Below are 22,857 nucleotides of genomic sequence, written 5' to 3'. Positions count from 1 at the left end.
AACAGACCGGGCCTGCTCAATCTATGCGAATGCGCCTTATGTTACTGGGCGGCGGGAATGCCCTCGGGCAGGCGCTGATTCGCCTCGGTGCAGAGGAAGACATCGGTTTCCTCGCCCCCAAACCGCCCCAAGACGGCTGGGATGCCGCGAGCCTTACCCAATTGCTCGACGACACCCGTCCCGATGCATTGATCAACCTCGCCTACTATTTCGACTGGTTCCAGGCCGAAACCGTGAGCGAAACCCGCTTGGCCGCTCAGGAGTTCGCCATCGAACGCCTGGCTGAATTGTGCCAGCACCACAGCATCACGCTGCTGCAACCGTCCAGCTACCGGGTGTTCGATGGCTCGCGCGCCACCGCCTACAGCGAAAAAGACGAGCCGGTGCCCCTGGGCCTGCGCGGCCAGGCGTTGTGGCGTATCGAACAGAGCGTGCGCGCCACTTGCCCACAACATGTGCTGCTGCGATTTGGCTGGTTGCTCGATGAAAGTGTCGACGGCACGCTCGGGCGGTTCCTGGCCCGGGCCGAAAAACCTGATGAACTACTGATGGCCGACGACCGTCGTGGCAACCCGACGCCGGTGGACGATGCCGCACGGGTGATTATCTCGGTGCTCAAGCAGCTTGATTGCGCGGCGCCGCTGTGGGGCACCTATCATTACGCCGGGCATGAGGCGACTACGCCGTTGGCCCTGGGCCAGGCGATCCTGACCGAGGCGCGCAACTTCCACGCGCTGGCCATTGAATCCCCCACTGCCCAGGCCCACGCGGCTCGGCCGGATGCGGCGGATGAACCGCAGCACGCGGTGCTGGCGTGCAAGAAGATCCTGCATACCTTTGGCATCAAGCCAAGGGCATGGCGGGCGGGGCTTCCGGCGTTGCTGGACCGGTTCTACCGCCACAGCTGACACGCTACAAAACCAAATGTGGGAGGGGGCTTGCTCCCGATAGCGATGGGTCAGTCCATGAATCTGTTGACTGACACTCTGCTATCGGGAGCAAGCCCCCTCCCACATGGGTTATGCAGTGTTGCTTAGAACTTGTAGCCAATACCCACCATGTAAACCATCGGATCCACGTCCACATTGACCTTGGCCCGAGTGCCCTGGCCCAGCGCATTGTTATCCACAGTCGCCTTGGTGCTGATGTCGATGTAGCGCGCCTGGGCGTTGATCATCCAATTGTCGTTGATCATGTAGTCGGCGCCGATCTGTGCGGCCCAGCCCCAGGAGTTTTCGGCCTTGAAGTTGCTGAAGCCGGCTTGTTGAGCGCGACCGCCGACGTGTTCGTCGTAGATCCAGGTGTAGTTGATACCGGCGCCCACGTACGGCTGGAATGCCGACTTGTTGTCCAGCGGGTAGTACACGACGCTCAGGGTCGGCGGCAGGTGCTTGAGCGAACCGAGCTTGCCGTTGGCGGCGCCCAGTGCGGTGTTCTTGAGTTTCACGTCATGCTCGAAGGGCGTGGCGGCCAGCAATTCGATACCGACGTGGTCGGTGATCATGTAGGCGAAGTTCAAGCCCAGTTGGGTGTCGCTGCTCATGGTCGCCTTGCCGCCCAGGTTGGTGCCGGCCAGCGGGCCCTGGTCAACCTTGACTTTGCCGCTGTCGGCCTCCGGGTTGACGGTGATTGCACCGGCACGCACCAGAATATCGCCCGCCTGGTGAGCGTGTGCGACCGGGGCGACGAGGGCGAGCGCGAAGAGGGACGCGCCGAGCAGAGACTTGTTCATGGGAGCTCCAAAGGACGTTTAAAAGTTGTACGTCCAATGGTAAAGATCGTTCCGTTCGGTCTTTTGACTCAGCTCAATGAAAGGGTGATCAGCGCTACTCCTGCAGCTCGTACATGTAAATCTTCTCGGCATCCATCTGGTAACCGGCGTCGGCCAGTTCACTCGACGACGGCTTGACCTGCATCGCACCTTCGATCCAGTACGGCTGATACAGCTCATCGAGCTTCACGCCGACTTCGCTTTTGACATGCACGATCTGGTTCGACGGCGGTGGCGGCACGTGGATGCACGCGCCGAAATACGGCACCAGCAGAAACTCGGTGGTGCGGCCCTCTTCACTGACTTCCAGCGGCACGATATACCCCGGCAGGCGGATGTGCTGGCCGTCGAGGCTCTGCACCACCGGCGCGTTGGGCAGATCCTGCTTGGCCGCCGGCGCCGCCTCGACGGACAAGGCATCGGCCATGTTCGACAGGTCGTGCAGCGGCTTCATATTAGGCACTTCCGGTGGCGCATCCGGCGGTATCATTTCCTGCCAGGACAGGTCCTTGGGCTGTTCATCCGCCCACACGGGCACGGCCGTCAGCAGTAACAGGGCAAACAGGGCACGACGCATCGAAGCCTTCCTCATACACGGATGGACAGGCCATCGGCCAAAGATTGTCGATAGGCGCGCCACGCGGGCACGCTGCCCATCAACAGCGCTGCCGCGAGGATACCCGCCAGCAGGGTCCATTCATATTCGCTCGGCCAGGACATCGGCAGGTCCAGCCCGTAGTTGGCCTGCAAGTAACCACGGGAGGCGGCGATGCAGACATACAGCAGGCCCACGCCTGCTACCACACCGGACAAGGCCAGGGCGAAGGCTTCGAAGATCAGCAGGCTCGCGATATGCCAGGGGCGTGCACCCACCGAACGCAGAATCGCCATCTCGCGGCGGCGCTCGTTGAGGCTGGTGAGGATCGCCGTGAGCATACCGATCAACCCGGTCAGCACCACGAACAGCGAGATCACGAACAAGGCTTTCTCGGCGGTGCTCATCATGCTCCACAGCTCTTGCAGGGCCACGCCCGGCAGGATCGCCAGCATCGGCTCGCCACGGAACTCATTGATCTGCCTTTGCAACGCGAAGGTGGAAATCTTGTTGTTCAGGCCGAGCATGAACGCGGTGATGGCTTGCGGCGTCAGGTCCATATTGCGCGCCTGGTCGGCGCTGATGCGGCCTTTGCCCTGGGCCGGCACACCGTTGTGCCAGTCGACATGGATCGCCTCCATGCCACCCAGGCTGATGTGCAACGTGCGATCTACCGGCGTACCGGTACGCTTGAGGATGCCGACCACAGTGAAGGGTTTGTCGTCGTGCTTGACCAGGCTGACCACCGCTACACCGTGGGCCAGCACCAGCTTGTCGCCGAGTTTGTAATGCAGGGCGTCGGCGACTTCGGCGCCGAGCACCACTTCAAACGGGTCGGTAGCGAAGGCGCGGCCGCTGGCCAGTTCGAGGTTTTGCTTGCGCCCGTACTGGTAATGCTCGAAGTAGGATTCGTTGGTGCCCATCACGCGGTAACCGCGATGGGAGTCGCCGAGGGAAATCGGAATGGCCCATTTCACCTGGGGGCTGGCGGCGAAATGCTCAAAGCTGTCCCAGCGGATGTTGTTGGTGGCGTTGCCGATGCGAAACACCGAATACAGCAGCAGGTTGACCGAGCCCGAACGTGCCCCGACGATCAGGTCGGTACCGCTGATGGTGCTGGCAAAACTGTTGCGCGCCTCGACACGCACGCGCTCCACCGCCAGCAACAAGCACACGGAAAGCGCGATGGCGAAGGCAGTGAGGATCGCAGTAAAGCGGCGGTTAGCCAGGCTGGCCATGGCTAGACGAAACAGATACATCTCAAACCTCTGCGGGCGTGGCGGCGCGATTGAGTTCGGCCAGTGACAGGTTGCGGTCGAACAGTGACGCCAGGCTCTGGTCATGGCTGACAAACAACAGGCTGGCGCCAGCTTCACGGCATTCAGCGAACAGCAACTGGATGAACGCTTCGCGGGCGTCATAGTCCAGGGCTGAGGTGGGCTCGTCGGCGATCACCAGTTCCGGTTGGCCGATCAACGCACGGGCGGCAGCCACCCGTTGTTGCTGGCCGATGGACAGCGAGTCGGCGCGGCGCTCCAGCAAGTCCTTGTCCTTCAAGCCCAGGTGCGCGAGCAAGGTCGCAGCCGCCTGGTCGACACTGCCGTGGCGCTGTTTGGCCCGTTGTGCGCGCAACCTGGAAAAATGGCAAGGCAACTCGACGTTTTCGCGCACCGATAGAAACGGCAGCAGGTTGAACTGCTGGAAGATGTAGCCGGTGTGGTCCACACGGAAACGATCACGGGCGCCGGCCGAGAGTTCGGTCAACTCCTGCCCAAGCAGGCGGATGCTGCCCTGGCAGGGTTTCTGCACGCCCCCCAACAGCCCCAGCAGCGTGGTCTTGCCACTGCCGCTCGGGCCCTTGAGGAACAGGGTTTCCCCGGGTTCCAGGCGGAACGCGGGGATGTCCAGCAACTGCGGGTGACCGGGCCAGTTGAAGCCCAGGTCGGACAGTTCGATTAACGCTTGAGTCATGGGAAGTCAGTGTCGCCTGGTAGTCGAAAATGGCGCCGATCCACTGTGGGAGCTGGCTTGCCTGCGATGGCATCTCTACGGTGTGCCTGCTGCACCGCGTCGCCAGTATCGCAGGCAAGCCAGCTCCCACATGGACTGTGCTTTCAAGTCAGAACTTCAGGGTGGCGGCGGTGGCCGTCGCGTCAACACCTTGCTGACCGCTCGGGCCGATCAGTTGTACCTGAATTTTCTTGGTGGCGGGGAAGGTCTTGAACACTTGGCTCAGATCGAGGTTGCTCAGCGCCGTCGGCGTGGCACAGGTGAATTGGTAGTGGGCGTGGATTTCGCTGTGGTCGTGATGGTGCTCGTGGGCGGCGGCGCCTTTGCCGTCGGTGGCGTGATCATCGTCGTCATGGTCGGCTTCTGGTTTGTCACCGAACAGCGGGCTATTGAGTTCCTGGCTGCTGACCACACATCCTGCGGCCTTGGGCAGGTTGAACAGGGCCAACGGGTTCTCCAGTTGTTTGCGTACACCGGCGACCTTGGCTTTATCGGCGGCGCTGGTCGCTACATGCTCGAAACCCACCAGGTTCATGGCCGGGCTGTCCAGTTCAAGCTCAAGGGCCTTGCCATCCAGCACGGCATTGAGACGGCCGACCCCGTGTTCATGGGCGCCGAGGCTGCCGTGCTCGTGATCATGCTCTTCATGAGCGTGGGCAACAGCCAGTGGCAGCAGGGCGAACGGCAAAGCAAGCAGCAAACGGCGCATGGGAGGCTCCAGGATGAAAGTTTTGTTATGTGATCTTATAACAATAGAGCCGAGAGTTTGACCGCCTGCTTGGTGTTGCGCAAGCTGCATGGGAGCATGACGGTCAGAAAAATGCAGGAGTACAGCGATGTTGCGAATTCGTGGAACCATCGGCGACCTGCCGGTGGACTTGACCCTGGAACTGGACGACGGCGATTGGGCGCGCTTGGGCGCACAGCTTCAGGCCGCCCCAACGCCCAGTGCGCCAACCGCGGCGCCGGTCAAACAAAACGACGACCTATGGCAGAGCGCCCAGGAGGTGCTGCGCAAGGCAGGGCAGCTCAACGGTCTGGAATTACTCGATCAACTGGAAGGGTTGGCAGGCGATGCGGGCGCGGGCAAGCGCCTGTTGGTGCGCCTGCGCCATAGCGCCAAAGTCAAGGTGAGCAGCGGCGGGGATACGCCGCTGTACCGTTGGATCGGTGATTAGTACAACGCGGCAAACAATTTGCGGCGGTACACCGTGACCAGCGGGTGCTCATTGCCCAGCAATTCGAACACCTGCAGCAACGTCTTGTGCGGCAAGCCTTCGCTGTAGCTACGGTTGCGGGTAAACAACTTGAGCAAACCTTCCAGTGCCGCATCGTACTGCTGGCGCGCCAGCTGCTGGATCGCCAACTGATAGGCCGCCTCGTCGTCCTGCGGGTTCTGTGCCAGACGGCTCTTCAGATCGGCGGTGTCCGGCAAGTCTGCGGCCTGGCGCAGGAAGGTGATCTGCGCCTTGGCCCCGGCCAGGGCGGCCTTGTGGTCGTCGCTTTTGACAGCGTCAAGCACGGCCTGGGCTTCGCCCAATTCGCCGCGTTCGGCCAGGCAGCGTGCGTACAGGATCAACGCGGGGGCGTTAGTGTTGTCTTCGCCCAACAGCGCCACCAGCAGCCCTTCAGCTTCACTGATGCGTCCTTCGCTGAACAGCGCCTGGGCCTGTTCCAGCGGATCCGCCGCAGCCGGTGGTGGCATCTGCACATGTGGCTCCAGCATCGCCCGTACTGCCGACTCCGGCTGCGCACCGGCAAAGCCGTCCACCGGCTGGCCATCCTTGAACAACACCACCGTCGGCAGGCTTTGAATGCCGAAACGCGCGACGATGTCCTGTTCGGCCTCGCAATCGACCTTGGCCAACAGCAACTCGCCGCGATAGCTCTCGGCAATCTGCGCCAGCATCGGCATCAGCGCCTTGCATGGCGCACACCATTCGGCCCAGAAGTCCACCAGCACAGGTTTTTCAAAAGAATTCTGAATCACCGCCTGGTCGAAGTTGGCGGTGGTGACGTCGAAGATGTACGGCGTGGGCTCACTCATGGGGCGTCTCGAATAAAGCGGGAATGGGGGCAACTATAAGGTCTGGCGCCGCGAGTGGTACAGACTCACCTTGCGAAACTCCCAAGGCTCGGCCAGGTCCGGCAGGGTCAACGCGTCCAGAACCTCCAGCCGTTGATAACGCGGGTGTTGGAAGTCCCGCACCCGCGAATCGGCCACCAGCGCTTCGCGGCCACGGGTGAGGAATTGATCCAGCAGCGGCAGGTTGGCGCGGTCGTAAAGCACGTCGGCCACCAGGATCAAGTCAAAACGGTCGGCTTCGGCGAAGAAGTCGGCGCAATAGCCCAGCTCCACCGCATTGAGTTCGGCGTTGGCGCGGCAAGACGCCAGGGCCAGCGGGTCCAGGTCACACGCCACTACTTCCAGGGCCCCCGCCTTTACGGCGGCAATCCCGGCCACGCCGGAACCGGCGCCGAAATCCAGCACGCGTTTGCCGGCGACCCACTCGGGATGCGCCGCCAGGTAGCGCGCCAACGCCAGGCCGCTGGCCCAGCAAAAGCTCCAGTAGGGCGGCTCATGCAGGATGCGCCGGGTTTCTTCCTGGCTGAAGGCGCGGTCCATATTGTCGGCATCGAGCAGCCATAGCGACAATTCGGTACCCGGTAGCGGGCAGGGCACCAATTGCGCGTCGCCGATCAACTCGCTCAAGGCGCGCTGCAGGTGCAGCGGTGGCGTCATGGCGTCATGGCGCCTTGACGAGTTGCAGGGGGCCGGTGCTCTGGGTGATCGCTTGGGTGACGCGCACGGCGGGCAAGTGCAGGATCAACTGGCCGGACTGGCTGGCGCGGCCACGCAATTCAACGCGTGCACCGGCCGGGAAGGCTTCAGGGTTGAAGCGCAGGCGGAAGGCCAGGGGCTTGCCATTGCCGCTCAGCACGCTGCTGGCGAGCAGTTGCTGCGGGCGCGAACGGTCGTCGATCACCAGCAGAGCCATCTCGACTTCGGCGCCGGCGGGCACATTGGTCAGGCTGCCGCTGATTTCCCGTTGATAGGCGGGCAGGGGGCCGAGGTCTTCAATACCCGGGACTTTTTTCTCTTGTGCCGGTGTCGGTTGAGGCGCGGCTGGTTTGGGGGCCTCGCTGCTGCAGGCGACCAGAAAACTGAACAGCGTGAGTAGAACGAGTGGTCGTAACTGCATGTACGGCTCCAGAAAGGACAAAATCCGTGGCTTAAAAAATATCAAACATATAAGCCTGCCTATATACCGTAAAGGCTATGGCTTGTCTTGCGACGGGGATGCGCTACCATGGCCCTCCCATTTTTTGTTGCCTGCCAACCATGCACTGTCCCTTCTGCGGTGCCAACGACACCAAGGTCATTGACTCGCGTCTGGTCGCCGAGGGCGATCAAGTGCGTCGCCGGCGCGAATGCCTGGCCTGTGGTGAACGTTTCACCACCTTCGAAACCGCCGAACTGGTATTGCCCCGTCTGATCAAGTCCGACGGCAGCCGCCAGCCTTTCGACGAAGAAAAATTGCGCGCCGGTATGCAGCGCGCCCTGGAAAAACGCCCGGTGAGTGTCGAGCGCCTGGAAGCGGCGCTGGTGCATATCAAGCACAAGCTGCGAGCGACCGGCGAGCGCGAGGTCAAGAGCCTGGTGGTCGGCGAGTTGGTGATGGGCGAACTGCAAAAGCTCGACGAAGTCGCCTATATCCGTTTTGCCTCGGTGTATCGACGCTTCCAGGACCTCAATGAGTTCCGCGAAGAAATCGACCGCCTGGCCCGTGAGCCTTCCAAACAATGACGTCTGAACAGGCAGTCCTCGACGCCCATTACATGGCGCGTGCCCTCGAATTGGCGCGCAAGGGCCTGTACACCACCCACCCCAATCCACGGGTGGGCTGCGTGATCGTGCGTGACGGGCAGATTGTCGGCGAAGGCTGGCATGAGCGCACCGGCGAGCCCCATGCCGAGCCGAATGCCCTGCGCGCCGCCGGTGAAAAGGCCCGCGGCGCGACGGTGTACGTGACGCTGGAGCCGTGCAGCCACCATGGCCGTACGCCGCCGTGCGCCGATGCACTGGTGAGCGCCGGTGTGGCGCGGGTGGTGGCAGGTATGCAGGACCCGAACCCGGAAGTGGCCGGGCGTGGCATGCAGCGTCTGGCCCAGGCGGGTATCGAGGTGCGCAGTGGTGTCCTGGAAGCTGAGGCGCGGGCGCTTAACCCGGGGTTCCTCAAGCGCATGGAGCACGGTTTGCCGTTCGTGCGGGTCAAGCTGGCCATGAGCCTGGACGGCCGCACGGCGATGGCCAGCGGCGAAAGCCAATGGATCACCGGCCCCGCTGCCCGCGCCGCCGTCCAACGTCTGCGTGCCGAGGCGAGTGTGGTGTTGACCGGTGCCGATACGGTGCTGGCCGACGGCGCCCGCTTGACTGTGCGCGCCGCTGAGTTGGGCCTGGATGAACAAACCACCGCCCTGGCCATGTCGCGCCCGCCGCTGCGCGTGTTGATCGACGGCCGCTTGCGCGTGCCGCTCAATGCACCCTTCTTCAAGGCAGGCCCGGCACTGGTCATCACCTGCGTGGCCCCGGAGAACCAGTTTCCCCGTGGCCCAGAGTGCCTGGTGGTACCGGGTGTGGAGGGCCAGGTCGACCTGCGCTCGGCGCTGGTGGCATTGGCCGCCCGTGGCGTCAACGACGTGCTGGTGGAAGCGGGCCCGAGCCTGGCGGGCGCGTTTGCCCAGCAGGGCCTGGTGGATGAGTACGTCATATTCATCGCCGGCAAGTTCCTCGGCTCCGCTGCCCGGCCGTTGCTGGACTGGCCGCTTGAGAAGCTGGTCGACGCGCCCCAACTCAAGATCACTGACATGCGCGCTGTAGGCGACGACTGGCGAGTCACTGCCATTCCCGTCCCGACAGCGAGCGTATAATTCCCGGCCTGCGCTTAAGCGTCAGCCCCTCGTTTTCAGGAGAGCGAAATGTTCACCGGCATTATCGAATCCATCGGCAGCATCCGTGCAATGACCCCCAAAGGCGGCGACGTGCGCCTGCTGGTTGAAACCGGCAAGCTGGACCTCGGCGACGTCAAGCTGGGTGACAGTATCGCCGTCAGCGGCGTGTGCCTGACCGTTATTGAGCTGCCGGGCAACGGCTTTGCCGCCGACGTCAGCCGGGAAACCCTGGACTGCACCGCGATGAACGACCTCAAGGCCGGCAGCCCGGTCAACCTGGAAAAAGCCCTGACGCCAACCACGCGCCTGGGCGGTCACCTGGTCAGCGGCCATGTCGACGGTGTCGGCGAAGTGGTGACCCGCAGTGAAAACGCACGCGCCGTGGAATTCCGCATCCGTGCGCCCAAAGAGCTGGCCAAGTACATTGCCCACAAGGGTTCGATTACCGTTGATGGCACCAGCCTGACCGTGAACGCCGTCAATGGCGCCGAATTTGAACTGACCATCATTCCCCACACCCTCAGCGAAACCATCATGGCCTCCTACCAGCCGGGGCGCCGGGTGAACCTGGAAGTGGACTTGCTTGCCCGTTACCTGGAGCGCCTGTTGCTGGGCGAAAAGGCCGCAGAGCCTGCATCAGGCAACATCACCGAAAGTTTTCTGGCCGCTAACGGCTACCTGAAATCCTGACCAAGGGGGTGCCGCGTGGCGCTCAATAGCATCGAAGAACTGGTTGAAGACATCCGCCAAGGCAAGATGGTCATCCTTATGGATGACGAAGATCGCGAGAACGAAGGCGACATCATCATGGCCGCCGAGGCGTGCAAGCCTGAGCACATCAACTTCATGGCCAAGCACGCCCGTGGTTTGATTTGCATGCCCATGAGCCGCGAACGCTGCGAGTTGCTCAAGCTGCCGTTGATGGCGCCGCGCAATGGGTCGGGTTTCGGCACCAAGTTCACGGTATCGATTGAAGCCACCACTGGCGTCACCACCGGTATCTCCGCCGCTGACCGCGCCCGTACCGTGCAAGCCGCCGCCGCCAAAGATGCCAAGGCCGAAGACATCGTCAGCCCCGGTCACATTTTCCCGCTGATGGCTCAACCGGGTGGCACCCTGGCTCGCGCCGGTCACACCGAAGCCGCCTGCGACCTGGCGCGCATGGCCGGTTTCGAGCCGAGCGGGGTGATCTGCGAAGTGATGAACGACGACGGCACCATGGCCCGTCGCACTGAACTGGAAGCCTTTGCCGCCGAACACAACCTCAAGATCGGCACCATTGCCGACCTGATCCACTACCGCATGATCCACGAACGTACCGTTCAGCGGATTGCCGAGCAGCCGCTGGACAGCGAACTGGGCCAATTCAATTTGGTGACCTACCGTGATTCAGTGGAAGGCGACGTGCATATGGCCCTGACCCTGGGCAACATTTGCGCCGAAGAGCCGACCCTGGTGCGGGTGCACAACATGGACCCTCTGCGCGACCTGTTGATGGTCAAGCAACCCGGCCGCTGGAGCCTGCGCGCCGCCATGGCCGCGGTTTCCGAGGCTGGCAGCGGTGTGGTGCTGTTGCTCGGTCACCCGTTGGACGGCGACGTATTGCTGGCACATATCCGCGAAACCGCCGACGCCGTGCCGGTGAAAAAACCGACCACCTACAGCATCGTCGGTGCCGGTTCGCAGATCCTGCGCGACCTGGGCGTGCGCAAAATGCGCCTGATGAGCGCACCGATGAAATTTAATGCGATATCCGGATTCGACCTGGAAGTTGTAGAATACGTGCCCTCCGAATAAAGGCCGGCGATTTCTGCCCCTTGTTCGCGGTTAAATCATCACTGAGGGACGCACTTTTCGCGTCCCGGCTCTTTAAGAGATTTGTCGAATGACCCTGAAGACCATCGAAGGTACCTTCATCGCCCCCAAAGGCCGCTATGCCCTGGTGGTTGGCCGCTTCAACAGCTTCGTGGTTGAAAGCCTGGTAAGCGGTGCGGTTGACGCCCTGGTTCGCCACGGTGTGAGCGAGAGCGATATCACCCTTATCCGCGCCCCTGGCGCCTTCGAAATTCCACTGGTTGCGCAAAAAGTTGCTCAGCAGGGTGAATACGCGGCGATCATCGCCCTGGGCGCGGTCATTCGTGGCGGCACCCCGCACTTCGAATACGTAGCCGGCGAATGCACCAAGGGCCTGTCCCAGGTGTCCATGGAGTTCGGCGTGCCAGTCGCTTTCGGCGTACTGACCGTTGATTCCATCGAGCAAGCCATCGAGCGTTCCGGCACCAAAGCCGGTAACAAGGGCGCTGAAGCTGCCTTGTCCGCGCTGGAAATGGTCAGCCTGCTGTCGCAGTTGGAGGCCAAGTGATTTCCGACGAAAGCGATCGTTTCAACCCGCGTGACGAGCGTCCAGCCGATGCCGGCAAGCCTTCGAAAAGCGAAAAGCGCCGTGCGGCCCGTCAGCTCGCCACCCAGGCGCTGTACCAGCGTCATATGGCTGGCACTTCGCTGAACGAGATCGAAGCGCAATTTCGCGTCGATAACGACTTCACCTTTGCTGACCAGAGCTACTTCCACGACATCCTGCACGGTGTTCCGGCCAACATGACCGAGATCGATGCTGCGCTGACGCCATGCCTGGACCTGACCCTCGAAGAGCTGGACCCGGTTGAGCTGGCGGTACTGCGCCTGTCCACCTGGGAGCTGCTCAAGCGCGTTGACGTACCGTACCGCGTGGTGATCAACGAAGGCATCGAACTGGCGAAGGTCTACGGTTCGACCGACGGTCACAAGTTCGTCAACGGCGTGCTCGACAAGCTGGCCCCGCGCCTGCGTGAAGCCGAAGTAAAGGAACACAAGCGCTAATCTGCGCTTGAGTCCCGCATGGGCGAGTTCGAGCTGATCCGCAAGTACTTCGCCGCCGCGCCTTGTGCGCAAGGCGGCGATGGCATTGCCCTGGGGATCGGCGACGACTGTGCCTTGCTGGCGCTGCCCGCCGGAGAGCAACTGGCGGTCTCTACCGATACGCTGGTGGCCGGCGTGCATTTTGCCGACCCCTGTGACCCGTACCTGCTCGGCCAGCGCTCGCTGGCCGTGGCGGTGAGCGACCTGGCCGCCATGGGCGCCGACCCCCTCGCGTTTACCCTTGCCCTGACCACGCCGACCGTGGATGCCGATTGGCTGCAACGCTATGCCCAAGGCCTGAACGCCATGGCGCAACGTTGCGGCGTGGGCTTGGTGGGCGGCGATACCACCCGAGGGCCACTGAGCCTGACCCTGACCGTATTTGGCCGCGTACCGGCCGGGCAGGCGTTGACGCGCAGTGGTGCGCAGCCGGGTGAGCTGCTGTGTGTGGGCGGCGAACTGGGCGATGCCGCTGGTGCTTTGCCATTGGTCTTGGGCCAACGCACGGCGGATGCGGCAGTTGCCGAGCCGCTGCTGGCACATTACTGGTCGCCGCAACCGCAGTTGGCCCTGGGGCTGACGTTGCGGGGCAAGGCGAGCGCGGCCATGGATATCTCCGACGGGCTGCTGGCCGATTGTGGGCATATCGCCAAGGCTTCGGCGGTCAGCCTGGTGATCGAACGTCACAGGTTGCCGTTATCTACCGCCTTGCTGACATTTGTCGGCGAGGATCAGGCCCGCGTCGCGGCGTTGAGCGGGGGCGATGACTACGTGCTGGCATTTACCTTGCCGATATCCGCGTTGGCACCTTTGCGAGCGGGCGGCTGGCCGATTCACGTGATCGGTCGGGTCGAAGCGGGGCAGGGCGTGACCCTGCTCGATGCCCATGGTCAGGACATTACACCGGCCGTGCGCGGCTATCAGCATTTTCGCGAGACGCCGTAGCCAGCGTCCTGCGCTACCCTTTATCTGATGATTACCACGTAGGAAGCCGTCACTATGGTCGTGCGCTGCTGGCTGCTGATCGCTCTGTGTGCCTTTACCTCTGTACTTCAGGCGGATGAGGCGTCGGTGCCCGGCAAGGTCATGCTGGCCGGCGAAGAGTGGAACGACTACACCAATAAAGATGGCAGCGGCCTGGCCTGGGACGTGGTGCGCCAGATCTTCGAGCCGGTAGGCATCACCCTGCAGACCCGCAGCGAGCCCTACACCCGCTCGGTCGGCCTGGCCCAGCGTGGCGAGGTGGATGGATGCGTCGGCACCTATCGCAATGAAGTCAGCGGGGTGTTGTACCCCCGCTGGAACTTCGACGCCGACCACGTATACGCCCTTGGGCTCGCCACTGCGCCTACGCCGACACAGGCGACGCTGGGCGACTACCGCCTGGCCTGGGTGCGTGGCTACAAGTACGAGCAATACCTGCCCAATGTGCGCCGCTTCAACCAGATCGAACGGCGCGACGGTATCCTGCCAATGCTGCAATACGGTCGCGCCGATTTCTATATCGATGCCCTCACTGAAGCCAAGTATGTACTCAGCCAGGCGCAAGACCCGGCGCTGTTCAAACTTACGCATATCGCCGAGTTGCCGCTCTACATAGCCTTTGCCGATACCGAGCGCGGCAGGGCGTTGATGGCGGTGTATGACCAGCGTTTGGCCGCCCTGGTCAAGACCGGCGAGCTCAAAGCGACTTTTGCGCGCTGGAAACAGCCGTATCCGTTCCCGGGCCCATAGAACTGACGCGAAGGCCAATCGAACCTATTGATCTTTATCAGCGATAATTCAGCTTAAGCGTCTGTAGGAACCTGCTGTTACAATGGCCGCCTCTGTGAAATCTGAAATCAGGAGCACACGGTGCCCGTCGTTTTCGTCGCCGCTTCCAAGCTGCCTACCCCTTTTGCCACGTTCACCATGAACGGCTTTCTCGAAGAAGCCACCGGGCGCGAGCACGTTGTGCTCAGCCTCGGCGACATCACGGATGGCGCGCCGGTGCTGGGGCGCGTGCATTCCGAGTGCCTGACCGGCGATGCGCTGTTCAGCCAGCGCTGTGACTGCGGCTCGCAACTGGAAGCCGCTTTGCAAGCCATCGCCCGTGAAGGCCGTGGCGTGCTGCTGTACTTGCGTCAGGAAGGCCGTGGCATTGGCTTGTTGAACAAGATCCGCGCCTACGAGCTGCAAGATGGCGGCGCCGACACCGTGGAAGCCAACGAGCGCCTGGGCTTTGCCGCCGACCAGCGCGACTACGCCATCTGCCTGCCGATGCTTGAGCACCTGGGGGTCAAATCCCTGCGCCTGATGACCAACAACCCGCGCAAGGTCAAAGCCTTGACCGAGATGGGCATCACCGTGGCCGAGCGCGTGCCGCTGCACACCGGGCACAATCCGCACAACAAGCTCTACCTGGCGACCAAAGCCAGCAAGCTCGACCATATGATGGGCAACGAGCACCAGGGCGAGGTCGACCGCGCGTGACTCGCGGCCAGGTGAAACGGCGGTTATCCTTCAACTGGTGGCAGTACCTGGCTTTGGCATTGCTGCCCCTGTTTGTGATCAATCTGCTGTTTGGCCGTGCTGAACCCCTGCTGCCCGTGCTGGCCATGCCGTTCTTCATTGCCGGCGTGGCCTCGATGTTTCTCAGCCTGCGTTATTTTCACGGCTATAAACATGCGCTGATCGCTACTTCCAAAGCCCTCGATACCCCTGAAGAACCTGCTGCCTGGATCACCCTGGCGGCGCGTCGGCGCACGGCTTTGCTGGTAGCCGCGCTACCGGCCTGGATCGGTGCGCTGGCGGTGTTCGTGGGGCTGGAAGCGGTGCCACTGTTCCTGCTGGCAATGTCGACCATGGTGCTGTTTTACCTCTACCGCATTCCGCGTCAACTGGGATGAGCCGCTACTGGCTGGCACTGCTGCTCGTATTGAGTGTTCAGGCGATGGCAGCCGAACGAGTGGTCAGCCTGGCGCCGTCGCTGTCTGAAATCGTCGTTGAGCTGGGCGCAGCCGACCTGTTGGTGGGTGTGCTTGATGGTGGTGAGCGGCCAACAGCACTGGCAACGGTTGCGTCGGTCGGGCATTACGGCCAACTGGATATGGAGCGTCTGCTCAGCCTGAAGCCCGACCTGATCCTGCTGTGGCCCGGCAGCGTCGGCCCGGCCCAGCGTGAGCAGCTTCAGCGGTTGAATATCCCGGTGTATATCGCCGAGCCCCATAGCCTTGCGCAACTGACTACTCAGGTCCAGGCCATTGCCGAGCAATTGGGCCGAGCTGAGGCAGGGCGCCAGCTCGCTGCACAACTACGCCAGCGCTTGGCCGAGTTGCGCCAGCGCTATCAGCGGGCCGAGCCGTTGCGGGTGTTTTACCAAGTGTGGAACCAACCGCTGTACACCGTGGGTGGTGGGCAGATCATCAGCGATGCGCTCAGTGTGTGCGGGGCGCGTAATGTGTTTGATGATCTGAAGTTGCCGGCGCCGCAGGTCAATATCGAGTCGGTGCTGGCGCGTGATCCCGAGGTGATCCTGGTGGGTGATCAAGCTCAGAGACAAGCGTGGAAGGCATGGCCGATGATGTCTTCGCGGGTGCGATTAGTGCCGGACAAGGGCCTGGAGCGGCCCAGCGGGCAGATGTTGGAGGCGGTGGGGCGGTTGTGTCAGGTTTTATCGCCTAACCTGTGAAACCGCTATCGCAGGCAAGCCAGCTCCCACAGGGGAATGCATTTCAATTGTGGGAGCTGGCTTGCCTGTGATGACGTCGGTGCAGGTCCCTCAGAACTCAGGCGTCCATGTCAGCCCAACCATCCACACCCGACCTTCTTCACGATAATTCTGAGCCTCGCCGAGGTAGCTGTACTTCGCCCGGGCATAGGACCTGTCCAGCACGTTATCCACCTTCAGCGACAACGACACCTCTCGGTTCAACGCCCAACTGCTGCGTAGCCCCAACAAGGCATACCCGCCCAAACGGTTGCGGTTGGCTTCATCATCGTAGCTGCTGCTGATCGCCTGCCAGCTCGCGCCAACGCCCAGCTTGTCGAACTGCCGATCCAGATCCAGGTTCAATGTACGCCGAGCGCGACGTGCCAGGGTGTGGCCGCTGTCACGGTCACGCGGGTCGATAAGCGACAGGCCCAGGTTGCCCTGCCAGCCAAACACTTCCTGCTTGAGCGCCGCTTCAAAGCCGTTGATCCGCGCCGATGCCACGTTTTGCGGCTTGCCGGCGTCAAGGATGATCGCGTCGCTCAGGTCGGTACGATACAGCGAGGCTTCCACCCGTGTGCTGTCGGTCAGTTGGCTGCGCCATTGCAGCTCGTAGCTGTTTGATGTCTCGGGCTGCAGATTGGGGTTGCTGTACTGCGTGTCGGGGTAATAGAGGTCGTTGAAGGTCGGCGCGCGGAAGCCTTCGCTGTAGCTCAAGAGTAGGTCGTTGTCAGGGTTGACCGGTACGGTCAGGGTGCCGCTCCAGCTATTTTGACCGCCGAACTGCTGGTTCTGGTCGCGACGCAGCCCAAGCTCGGTGGAAAACCACTCGCTGTGGAAGCGGTGCTGCACAAAGGCGGCGCGGTTCCAGCGGCTGTTTTCGGTAAAGGTGGTGGAGCCGTGGAAGCGGTCTTCATACCAGTCGCCACCGACGATCAGGTTGTTCTGCTCATTCAGCGTCAGGTCGTTCTGCCAGTTGACCGAGTCGCGGTAGGTATTGAACACGCTGAAATCATCACTGAGCGTATCGCGCTTGGTGTCACGGTTTTCGCTGTGGCCCAACTCCAGGCGCGACTGCCAGGTCTCATTGAGCTTGGCATCGACATAACCGCTGGCGCTGCTGACGGTGTAGTCGGTGTAGGGTTTCTGGCCGACGCTCTGCCCGGTGGTGCCGTTGTAGCGGCCATAACTGTTGTCGTACTCCGACTTGCCACGGTTATCCAGCAGATTGAAACCTACCTCCAGCTCATCGCTGAACGAATGGCGGAGGTTCAGGCTGATGGACTGGTTTCGGTAGGCATCATGGTCGCCGTCACTGGGGAACGACGCGTGGCTCGCGTTGATACCTGCGGTTTCATCCAGGCTTGCGCCCAGGTTGAAGCGCGTATGTTCATCGCCGCCCGACAAGCCCAGGCTACGTTCCCACGTCTGGTTACTGCCAAACCCGAGCTTCAAGCGCGGCTGCAAGCCTTGCTCGGCATTGCGCCGGGTAAACACCTGAATCACCCCGCCAATCGCATCACTGCCGTAAATCACCGAACGTGAACCGCGCAGCACTTCCACCCGTTCAATCTGATCGACGTTGAGGTATTGCAAGCCGCTGTCGCCGGAGGTGGTGTTGGCGATGCGTTGGCCGTCCACTAGCACCAGGCTCTGCGCCGACTTGGTGCCGCGAATGAAGATCCCCGGCAGACTGCCACGCCCACCGGTCGGCGCAACTTGCACGCCCGGCACGCGGCTGAGCAGGTCGGTGACGCTGCTGGGTTGCAGGCGGTCGATGTCGGCGCGGGTGAAGACGGTGTTGGCGGCGCTGCTGTCATTACGCGCCTGCACTTGGCGGTTGGCGCTGATGACCACATCGGAGAGCTTCAAGGCCTGGTCGCGGGTGTCGGCGAGCAGGTCAGCGCAGGGCAGAAGCAGCAGGGCAAGGCACAGGCGTTTCATGGGCTGTCCATAGCATTGGAAGGTCATGCAAAACCACTGTGTGGATTGCCTGCGATAGCGGTGTATCTGACACATTGTTAGCGAATGTGCCGCCGTCATCGCAGGCAAGCCAGCTCCCACAGTTGGGGCTGATTACAGGTTCAGTAGCGCCAGGCGCTCGCGAACGGACCCCTCGATCCCCGCCTCATCCAGCCCGCATTCAGCCAGCATCTGCGCCGGCTTGGCGTGTTCGACGTATACATCCGGCAAGCCCAGGTGCAGCACCGACTTGAGGATGTTCTCCCGCGCCAGGAACTCGCTGACTGCCGCACCGGCGCCGCCCATGATGGCGTTCTCTTCCACGGTTACCAGCAGCTCATGGCTACCGGCGATCTCGCGCACCAAGGCTTCATCCAGTGGCTTGACGAACCGCATGTCGACCACGGTGGCGTCGATCCTCTCAGCGACTTTCAAGGCTTCGGCCAGTTGCACGCCAAACACCAGGAATGCAGTTTTGCTGCCTTGGCGACGCACGACGCCTTTGCCGATTTCAATCGGCTCCAGGTCTTTCTCGATCACGGCATTCGGGCCATTGCCCCGGGGATACCGCACAGCGGCCGGGCCGTTGTACAGGTGGCCGGTGCTGAGCATCTTGCGCAGTTCGTTTTCGTCGCTGGGCGTCATCACCAGTATGCCGGGGATGCAGCGCAGGTAGGACAGGTCGAAGCTGCCAGCATGGGTCGGGCCGTCTTCGCCCACCAGTCCGGCGCGGTCGATGGCGAACAGCACGTCGAGGTTCTGCACCGCCACATCGTGAACCAACTGGTCATAACCGCGTTGCAGGAAGGTGGAGTAGATCGCCACCACCGGCTTGGCGCCTTCGCAGGCCATGCCGGCGGCGAAGGTGACAGCGTGCTGCTCGGCAATCGCCACGTCGAAGTAACGCAACGGGAAACGCTCGCTGAACGCCACCAGGTCGGAGCCTTCCTTCATCGCCGGAGTAATGCCCACCAGGCGTGGGTCGGCAGCCGCCATGTCGCACAGCCATTCGCCAAACACACCGGAATACTTCGGCCCGCTAGCCTTTTTCGGCGCGGCGGCGGGCGCGTCCAGGGGTTCGAGCTTGGTGATCGCGTGGTAACCAATCGGGTCGACTTCAGCCGGGGCGAAGCCTTTGCCCTTCTTGGTGACGATATGCAGGAACTGCGGGCCCTTGAGGTCGCGCATGTTGCGCAAGGTGGCGATCAGGGTCGGCAGGTCGTGGCCATCGATAGGGCCGATGTAGTTCCAGCCCAGCTCTTCGAACAGGGTGCCGGGCACCAGCATGCCCTTGGCGTATTCTTCGGTGCGACGGGCGATTTCCCACGCTCCAGGCAGACGTGACAGCACTTTCTTGCTGCCTTCGCGCATGCTGGCGTAGGTGCGGCTGGAGAGGATTTTCGCCAGGTAATTGGACAGGCCACCGACATTGCGCGAGATCGACATGTCGTTGTCGTTGAGGATCACCAACATGTTGGCATCCACTTCTGGCGCATGGTTGAGCGCTTCGAAGGCCATGCCGGCAGTCAGCGCGCCATCCCCGATCACGGCAATCGCCTTGCGATCGCTGTTTTGCAGACGGGCGGCAATCGCCATGCCCAACGCTGCACTGATGGACGTGCTGGAGTGGCCGACGCCAAAGGTGTCGTACTCGCTCTCGGAACGGCGCGGGAAGGCGGCCAGGCCGTCCTTCTGGCGCAGGCTGCCCATGCGCTCGCGACGGCCGGTGAGGATTTTATGCGGATATGCCTGATGGCCCACGTCCCACACCAGCCGGTCGTCCGGGGTGTCGAACACGTAATGCAGGGCGATGGTCAGCTCGATCACGCCCAGCCCGGCGCCGAAATGCCCACCGGTCTGGCCGACCGTGTAGAGCAATTCCAGGCGCAACTCATCGGCCAGGGTTTCCAGCTCGGCTTCACCCAGTCGACGCAGGCCGTCCGGCGTGGCAGCGCGGTCGAGCAGGGGCGTGGACGGGCGTTTGCGGGGAATCTCTTGAAACGTCGTGGGCATCAGGCGAATCGTTATAGGTATAGAAGAGGCGGCAGTTTACCTCAAGCGGTGCAAACTGCCCACGCAGGGCGCCGAACTTGGCCGATATGCGGCGCAAATGGCCGGGGTTGTCAGTGGCGGCGCTCGACGATATACCGCGCCAGGTCACGCAGCGGCTCGGCCGCCGCGTCGAAAGGTCGCAGGGCATCCAGGGCCTGGTCACGCAGCTCAATGGCGTATGCCTTGGCGGCTTCCAGCCCCAGCAGAGCCGGATACGTCGGCTTGTCCCGTGCAATATCGGCGCCTTGGCGTTTGCCGAGGGTGGCGGTATCGCTTTCCACGTCGAGAATATCGTCCTGCACCTGGAAGGCCAGGCCGATCGCGCGGGAATAAGTCTGCAGGGCCGCCAGTTGCTCGGCGTCGGCGCGGCCGCTGGCCAGGGCGCCCAGGTGCACGGCGGCTTCGATCAACGCGCCGGTCTTGTGGCGATGCATGTATTCAAGGGCTTCTTGATCCAGCTTGAGGCTGACCGAACCCATGTCGATGGCTTGGCCGCCGACCATTCCGGCCGGGCCAGCAGCGTGGGCCAGAGCAGTAACCATGCGCAGGCGGATCTCGGCGTTGACGCTGCTTAGCGCCGGGTCCAGCAACGCGCTGAACGCCAGGCTCTGCAAGCCATCCCCGGCCAGGATCGCGTAAGCCTCATCGAAGGCTTTGTGGGTCGTGGGCTGGCCGCGACGCAGATCGTCGTCATCCATCGCCGGCAGGTCGTCGTGTACCAGGGAGTAAGCGTGGATCAACTCCACCGCACACGCTGCGCCATTGGCCTCGGCCGCCGGCGCGCCCAGGGCTTCGCAGGCCGCATAGGCCAGCAACGGGCGCACCCGCTTGCCGCCATTCATCACGCTGTAGCGCATGGCTTCATAGAGGCGCGTCAATTCCGGGCTTGGCGCAGCAAACAAGGGCTCCAGCGCCGCATTCACCCGGGCTTGGCTACTGGCCTGATACGCGCTGATCATTCCGGCTGTTCCGCATCGAAAGGCTCTTGCGCCAACTCCCCGTCGCGCTCCAGCAGCACCTGGACCTTCTGCTCCGCCTGCGCCAACGCGCTCTGACAGTCGCGGGTCAGGCCAATGCCTTGCTCAAATGCCGTCAACGAGTCTTCCAGCGACAACTCGCCGTTCTCCAGACGCTCGACCAGGGTTTGCAGGTCGGCGAGGGATTGTTCGAAATCGAGTGCAACTTTTTTGCGGGCCATGGCGGCAATTCCGGTAGACGGTAAACCGGCGCGACACTAGCAGACATGGGGGATTGGGGCAAATGAGTGGGGCTGTTACTGCTGGGCGGGATTGATCTGATAACGCGTGCTGCGGCCGCCTCCGGGGAGGCGTGTCAGGTAGTTTTTTCCAGTAGGTCGGCCAGGTGGCGTGTTGTTGATTCATAAGGGGACGCCTGGGGGCGTGTGAGCCGAATAGAGAGAGTATTCGGCTCATTTTGTGAGCTGATTGTGCTTTGTATTCGGCTCATCGTCGAGGCGCTACTGGGCCACAGAGTGCGTTCTCAGGGGGGCGTTTGATATTCAACGGAAGCTGACGTCGATTCTGTCGACTTTTAGTTTTATGAAGCGCTCGTTACATTCAGGATGGTCGTAGTGAATGTCCTCATCGTTTAATGAGACGAAGCTGTGAAATTGTGTGTCGCGTAGGGTTCCATAAAGTAGGTAAGCATATCCGGGATTTGTCTTTTCAATCAGTGGTGTTCTCGGTTCAACCCTTTCAATCTCGTAATCGTCAGATAGATTCATTGTCAGCTCGACGTCATACGTCTTTCCGACTTCTATCTCATGTGGGGAATAGCTGACGAAGCAATTAATGATGACTCCCTCGATGAGCAGTATTACGTCCTCTTCTATATGGATACTGGTTTCTATAACTCGTGCTTTCTTTAATTTCACGTCTAGTGCCTAGAAGTAGAAAAAAACACCGGTTTTTCTATCGATAGCTAACTGGGTTAAATGGATTATTTTTTCTAATAGTTCGGGGTTTTCAGGCAAGGATTTTTTTTTAAAAATTCTTAGCATTTCGGTGAGCTCTTCGGAAGTGTTAATGTGTTCGTCCTCATAGTCATCGATGATCTTTTTTAAAGAATCATTGATCTCCTCGTATATTCCCGATTTCAAGAGTTGTTGGTGCTCTATGCTTGTGAGGAGCACACGCTCCATCTGGTCGTTTGGGCACGCATTTAGGTCTAGCAAAAACATGGCTTCGCCAGTCAAGGGCGTACAAATCAATTTCATCGAGAATTTCCTTTTTTAAAATGTGTGACTTCATTGTATTCGCTTTGTGTTCTTCCCATCTGTTTGCCAGAAGAGGAGGTTTTGTTGTTGGGGATTGCTCCGGCTAAACTAAGATAACGCCTGGATCCCGGCAAGGACGGGTCGTGAATTCTAAAGTAATTACCATTAAGGTCCTCCACTATTTCAATCCCGCTCTGAGGGTTTTTGTATATTTTCTTTCCTTTATCTGTAGTTATTACTATCGGGTCAGGTCCAGCAAATTTAACGATATTTTCGTTCAGGTCAGCGGTCTGCCAATTGGCCGAGTACCGGGCTGCTCGCTGTGCTCCTCCTGCTTTTGGTAGCTCTGGTTGACCCTCATTAACTCGAACTGCCTGGGCTGATTCACGCGCTTCAATCTCGGGCTTACAGCCATCTTCACCGGGGCATGCATTTAGACCTAGTGGATCCACCCATCCCGTCGGATTGGGTACATACCGGTACCCATTGACCCCACCCGCCAACTTCACCGGATCCGGCGTCAGGTAACGACCAATATCTGGATTGTAGTAGCGATGGCGGTTGTAGTGCAGGCCGCTTTCTTGGTCGAAATACTGTCCTTGGAAACGCAGCGGATTGTCGATTTTGCCTACGTCGAGGCGGGCGATCTGGCCGTAGGCGCGGTAGTGGGCGGACCAGACGATTTCGCC

General features: G+C 61.4%; 27 protein-coding genes. 13 read left to right on the top strand and 14 right to left on the bottom strand.

Annotated features, from left to right (window positions below):
* Positions 1-23 precede the first annotated feature (23 nt).
* Positions 24-908 carry a sugar nucleotide-binding protein gene (locus tag E4P01_RS05365; RefSeq protein WP_216090373.1) on the top strand — a complete coding sequence of 295 codons (885 nt, stop codon included), beginning with the start codon at positions 24-26 and terminating at the stop codon, positions 906-908.
* A 125-nt stretch (positions 909-1,033) separates the two neighbouring features.
* Here the strand turns inward: E4P01_RS05365 and E4P01_RS05360 are convergent, their stop codons facing one another.
* The 5 genes from E4P01_RS05360 to E4P01_RS05340 form a co-directional block, all read right to left on the bottom strand.
* Positions 1,034-1,732 carry an OmpW family outer membrane protein gene (locus E4P01_RS05360; protein WP_005791869.1) on the bottom strand — a complete coding sequence of 233 codons (699 nt, stop codon included), beginning with the start codon at positions 1,730-1,732 and terminating at the stop codon, positions 1,034-1,036.
* A gap of 94 nt (positions 1,733-1,826) precedes the next feature.
* A complete protein-coding gene (locus E4P01_RS05355; RefSeq protein WP_032803732.1) occupies positions 1,827-2,348 on the bottom strand; it encodes a DUF3299 domain-containing protein in 522 nt (173 codons plus the stop codon).
* A gap of 11 nt (positions 2,349-2,359) precedes the next feature.
* Positions 2,360-3,625, bottom strand: a complete 1,266-nt coding sequence (locus E4P01_RS05350; RefSeq protein ID WP_148853985.1) for an ABC transporter permease — start codon at positions 3,623-3,625, stop codon at positions 2,360-2,362.
* 1 nt (position 3,626) lies between these two features.
* Positions 3,627-4,337 (bottom strand): ABC transporter ATP-binding protein, encoded by a 711-nt coding sequence (locus E4P01_RS05345; protein ID WP_032879239.1) that lies wholly within the window; start codon positions 4,335-4,337, stop codon positions 3,627-3,629.
* Positions 4,338-4,485: 148 nt separating this feature from the next.
* Positions 4,486-5,085, bottom strand: coding sequence for a DUF2796 domain-containing protein (locus E4P01_RS05340; protein ID WP_216090372.1), 600 nt, complete (start codon positions 5,083-5,085; stop codon positions 4,486-4,488).
* A gap of 127 nt (positions 5,086-5,212) precedes the next feature.
* On the opposite strand from E4P01_RS05340, the gene E4P01_RS05335 reads away from it, so the two are divergent.
* Positions 5,213-5,554: a hypothetical protein gene (locus E4P01_RS05335; protein WP_032879241.1), complete on the top strand. Its 342-nt coding sequence runs from the start codon at positions 5,213-5,215 to the stop codon at positions 5,552-5,554.
* Here the strand turns inward: E4P01_RS05335 and trxA are convergent.
* Genes trxA through E4P01_RS05320 form a run of 3 tightly spaced genes read right to left on the bottom strand, consistent with a single transcriptional unit; the run spans position 5,551 to position 7,579 of the window.
* Positions 5,551-6,423 (bottom strand): thioredoxin, encoded by an 873-nt coding sequence (gene trxA, locus E4P01_RS05330; protein ID WP_005791858.1) that lies wholly within the window; start codon positions 6,421-6,423, stop codon positions 5,551-5,553. The genes E4P01_RS05335 and trxA overlap by 4 nt on opposite strands.
* Before the next feature lie 33 nt (positions 6,424-6,456).
* On the bottom strand, positions 6,457-7,119 hold the full coding sequence (locus tag E4P01_RS05325; RefSeq protein WP_216090371.1) for a 50S ribosomal protein L11 methyltransferase: 663 nt from the start codon (positions 7,117-7,119) through the stop codon (positions 6,457-6,459).
* A 4-nt stretch (positions 7,120-7,123) separates the two neighbouring features.
* On the bottom strand, positions 7,124-7,579 hold the full coding sequence (locus E4P01_RS05320) for a YbaY family lipoprotein (protein WP_005791855.1): 456 nt from the start codon (positions 7,577-7,579) through the stop codon (positions 7,124-7,126).
* 140 nt (positions 7,580-7,719) lie between these two features.
* Here E4P01_RS05320 and nrdR point away from each other — a divergent pair, with 140 nt between their 5' ends.
* From nrdR to E4P01_RS05265, 11 genes are all read left to right on the top strand, one after another.
* Positions 7,720-8,184: a transcriptional regulator NrdR gene (nrdR, locus tag E4P01_RS05315; RefSeq protein WP_019818855.1), complete on the top strand. Its 465-nt coding sequence runs from the start codon at positions 7,720-7,722 to the stop codon at positions 8,182-8,184.
* Positions 8,181-9,308 carry a bifunctional diaminohydroxyphosphoribosylaminopyrimidine deaminase/5-amino-6-(5-phosphoribosylamino)uracil reductase RibD gene (gene ribD / locus E4P01_RS05310; protein ID WP_216090370.1) on the top strand — a complete coding sequence of 376 codons (1,128 nt, stop codon included), beginning with the start codon at positions 8,181-8,183 and terminating at the stop codon, positions 9,306-9,308. Before nrdR ends, ribD begins: the two co-directional genes overlap by 4 nt.
* Before the next feature lie 48 nt (positions 9,309-9,356).
* Positions 9,357-10,019, top strand: a complete 663-nt coding sequence (locus E4P01_RS05305) for a riboflavin synthase (protein ID WP_078822444.1) — start codon at positions 9,357-9,359, stop codon at positions 10,017-10,019.
* Between the two features lie 15 nt (positions 10,020-10,034).
* Positions 10,035-11,126: a bifunctional 3,4-dihydroxy-2-butanone-4-phosphate synthase/GTP cyclohydrolase II gene (ribBA, locus tag E4P01_RS05300; protein WP_003194579.1), complete on the top strand. Its 1,092-nt coding sequence runs from the start codon at positions 10,035-10,037 to the stop codon at positions 11,124-11,126.
* An 88-nt stretch (positions 11,127-11,214) separates the two neighbouring features.
* Entirely contained in the window at positions 11,215-11,691 is a 477-nt protein-coding gene (ribE, locus tag E4P01_RS05295) for a 6,7-dimethyl-8-ribityllumazine synthase (RefSeq protein ID WP_078822443.1), read from the top strand.
* The gene (gene nusB / locus E4P01_RS05290; RefSeq protein ID WP_032879249.1) at positions 11,688-12,188 is read left to right on the top strand and encodes a transcription antitermination factor NusB; all 501 of its coding nucleotides are present in this window, start codon (positions 11,688-11,690) and stop codon (positions 12,186-12,188) included. The genes ribE and nusB overlap by 4 nt, the downstream gene beginning before the upstream one ends.
* An 18-nt stretch (positions 12,189-12,206) precedes the next feature.
* A complete protein-coding gene (gene thiL / locus E4P01_RS05285; protein WP_216090369.1) occupies positions 12,207-13,172 on the top strand; it encodes a thiamine-phosphate kinase in 966 nt (321 codons plus the stop codon).
* A 54-nt stretch (positions 13,173-13,226) separates the two neighbouring features.
* Positions 13,227-13,961, top strand: a complete 735-nt coding sequence (locus tag E4P01_RS05280; protein WP_032879252.1) for a transporter substrate-binding domain-containing protein — start codon at positions 13,227-13,229, stop codon at positions 13,959-13,961.
* A 120-nt stretch (positions 13,962-14,081) separates the two neighbouring features.
* Positions 14,082-14,699 (top strand): GTP cyclohydrolase II, encoded by a 618-nt coding sequence (gene ribA / locus E4P01_RS05275; protein WP_005791841.1) that lies wholly within the window; start codon positions 14,082-14,084, stop codon positions 14,697-14,699.
* Positions 14,696-15,115: a nuclear FMR1 interacting 1 family protein gene (locus E4P01_RS05270; RefSeq protein WP_032879254.1), complete on the top strand. Its 420-nt coding sequence runs from the start codon at positions 14,696-14,698 to the stop codon at positions 15,113-15,115. The genes ribA and E4P01_RS05270 overlap by 4 nt, the downstream gene beginning before the upstream one ends.
* Positions 15,112-15,897 carry a cobalamin-binding protein gene (locus E4P01_RS05265; RefSeq protein WP_216090368.1) on the top strand — a complete coding sequence of 262 codons (786 nt, stop codon included), beginning with the start codon at positions 15,112-15,114 and terminating at the stop codon, positions 15,895-15,897. The genes E4P01_RS05270 and E4P01_RS05265 overlap by 4 nt, the downstream gene beginning before the upstream one ends.
* Before the next feature lie 90 nt (positions 15,898-15,987).
* On the opposite strand, the gene E4P01_RS05260 is transcribed toward E4P01_RS05265, so the two are convergent.
* The 6 genes from E4P01_RS05260 to E4P01_RS05235 form a co-directional block, all read right to left on the bottom strand.
* Positions 15,988-17,862, bottom strand: coding sequence for a TonB-dependent receptor (locus E4P01_RS05260; RefSeq protein WP_216090367.1), 1,875 nt, complete (start codon positions 17,860-17,862; stop codon positions 15,988-15,990).
* Between the two features lie 132 nt (positions 17,863-17,994).
* A complete protein-coding gene (gene dxs, locus E4P01_RS05255) occupies positions 17,995-19,893 on the bottom strand; it encodes a 1-deoxy-D-xylulose-5-phosphate synthase (RefSeq protein ID WP_248129936.1) in 1,899 nt (632 codons plus the stop codon).
* Positions 19,894-20,003: 110 nt separating this feature from the next.
* Positions 20,004-20,891, bottom strand: coding sequence for a (2E,6E)-farnesyl diphosphate synthase (gene ispA / locus E4P01_RS05250; protein ID WP_032879258.1), 888 nt, complete (start codon positions 20,889-20,891; stop codon positions 20,004-20,006).
* Positions 20,888-21,130 (bottom strand): exodeoxyribonuclease VII small subunit, encoded by a 243-nt coding sequence (locus tag E4P01_RS05245; protein WP_005791829.1) that lies wholly within the window; start codon positions 21,128-21,130, stop codon positions 20,888-20,890. The genes ispA and E4P01_RS05245 overlap by 4 nt, the downstream gene beginning before the upstream one ends.
* A gap of 705 nt (positions 21,131-21,835) precedes the next feature.
* Complete coding sequence (locus E4P01_RS05240; RefSeq protein WP_216090365.1) at positions 21,836-22,168, bottom strand: hypothetical protein; 333 nt, start codon at positions 22,166-22,168, stop codon at positions 21,836-21,838.
* On the bottom strand, positions 22,165-22,857 hold a 693-nt coding region (locus E4P01_RS05235), incomplete at its 5' end, for an RHS repeat-associated core domain-containing protein (RefSeq protein WP_248129935.1). The genes E4P01_RS05235 and E4P01_RS05240, both read right to left, overlap by 4 nt.

It is taken from the genome of Pseudomonas sp. NCIMB 10586 (assembly GCF_023127895.1).
Classification (GTDB): domain Bacteria; phylum Pseudomonadota; class Gammaproteobacteria; order Pseudomonadales; family Pseudomonadaceae; genus Aquipseudomonas; species Aquipseudomonas synxantha_A.
The sequence above is the reverse complement of the archived record's forward strand: the minus strand, read 5'-3'. Positions and strand labels throughout refer to the sequence as shown.

Excerpts from the sequence above, each read along its gene's own strand:
- E4P01_RS05365 (WP_216090373.1), top strand. The coding sequence starts at position 24 with ATGCGAATGCGCCTTATGTTACTGGGCGGCGGGAATGCCCTCGGGCAG.
- E4P01_RS05360 (WP_005791869.1), bottom strand. The coding sequence starts at position 1,732 with ATGAACAAGTCTCTGCTCGGCGCGTCCCTCTTCGCGCTCGCCCTCGTC.
- E4P01_RS05355 (WP_032803732.1), bottom strand. The coding sequence starts at position 2,348 with ATGCGTCGTGCCCTGTTTGCCCTGTTACTGCTGACGGCCGTGCCCGTG.
- E4P01_RS05350 (WP_148853985.1), bottom strand. The coding sequence starts at position 3,625 with ATGTATCTGTTTCGTCTAGCCATGGCCAGCCTGGCTAACCGCCGCTTT.
- E4P01_RS05345 (WP_032879239.1), bottom strand. The coding sequence starts at position 4,337 with ATGACTCAAGCGTTAATCGAACTGTCCGACCTGGGCTTCAACTGGCCC.
- E4P01_RS05340 (WP_216090372.1), bottom strand. The coding sequence starts at position 5,085 with ATGCGCCGTTTGCTGCTTGCTTTGCCGTTCGCCCTGCTGCCACTGGCT.
- E4P01_RS05335 (WP_032879241.1), top strand. The coding sequence starts at position 5,213 with ATGTTGCGAATTCGTGGAACCATCGGCGACCTGCCGGTGGACTTGACC.
- trxA (WP_005791858.1), bottom strand. The coding sequence starts at position 6,423 with ATGAGTGAGCCCACGCCGTACATCTTCGACGTCACCACCGCCAACTTC.
- E4P01_RS05325 (WP_216090371.1), bottom strand. The coding sequence starts at position 7,119 with ATGACGCCACCGCTGCACCTGCAGCGCGCCTTGAGCGAGTTGATCGGC.
- E4P01_RS05320 (WP_005791855.1), bottom strand. The coding sequence starts at position 7,579 with ATGCAGTTACGACCACTCGTTCTACTCACGCTGTTCAGTTTTCTGGTC.
- nrdR (WP_019818855.1), top strand. The coding sequence starts at position 7,720 with ATGCACTGTCCCTTCTGCGGTGCCAACGACACCAAGGTCATTGACTCG.
- ribD (WP_216090370.1), top strand. The coding sequence starts at position 8,181 with ATGACGTCTGAACAGGCAGTCCTCGACGCCCATTACATGGCGCGTGCC.
- E4P01_RS05305 (WP_078822444.1), top strand. The coding sequence starts at position 9,357 with ATGTTCACCGGCATTATCGAATCCATCGGCAGCATCCGTGCAATGACC.
- ribE (WP_078822443.1), top strand. The coding sequence starts at position 11,215 with ATGACCCTGAAGACCATCGAAGGTACCTTCATCGCCCCCAAAGGCCGC.
- thiL (WP_216090369.1), top strand. The coding sequence starts at position 12,207 with ATGGGCGAGTTCGAGCTGATCCGCAAGTACTTCGCCGCCGCGCCTTGT.
- E4P01_RS05280 (WP_032879252.1), top strand. The coding sequence starts at position 13,227 with ATGGTCGTGCGCTGCTGGCTGCTGATCGCTCTGTGTGCCTTTACCTCT.
- E4P01_RS05265 (WP_216090368.1), top strand. The coding sequence starts at position 15,112 with ATGAGCCGCTACTGGCTGGCACTGCTGCTCGTATTGAGTGTTCAGGCG.
- E4P01_RS05260 (WP_216090367.1), bottom strand. The coding sequence starts at position 17,862 with ATGAAACGCCTGTGCCTTGCCCTGCTGCTTCTGCCCTGCGCTGACCTG.
- dxs (WP_248129936.1), bottom strand. The coding sequence starts at position 19,893 with ATGCCCACGACGTTTCAAGAGATTCCCCGCAAACGCCCGTCCACGCCC.
- ispA (WP_032879258.1), bottom strand. The coding sequence starts at position 20,891 with ATGATCAGCGCGTATCAGGCCAGTAGCCAAGCCCGGGTGAATGCGGCG.
- E4P01_RS05245 (WP_005791829.1), bottom strand. The coding sequence starts at position 21,130 with ATGGCCCGCAAAAAAGTTGCACTCGATTTCGAACAATCCCTCGCCGAC.
- E4P01_RS05240 (WP_216090365.1), bottom strand. The coding sequence starts at position 22,168 with ATGAAATTGATTTGTACGCCCTTGACTGGCGAAGCCATGTTTTTGCTA.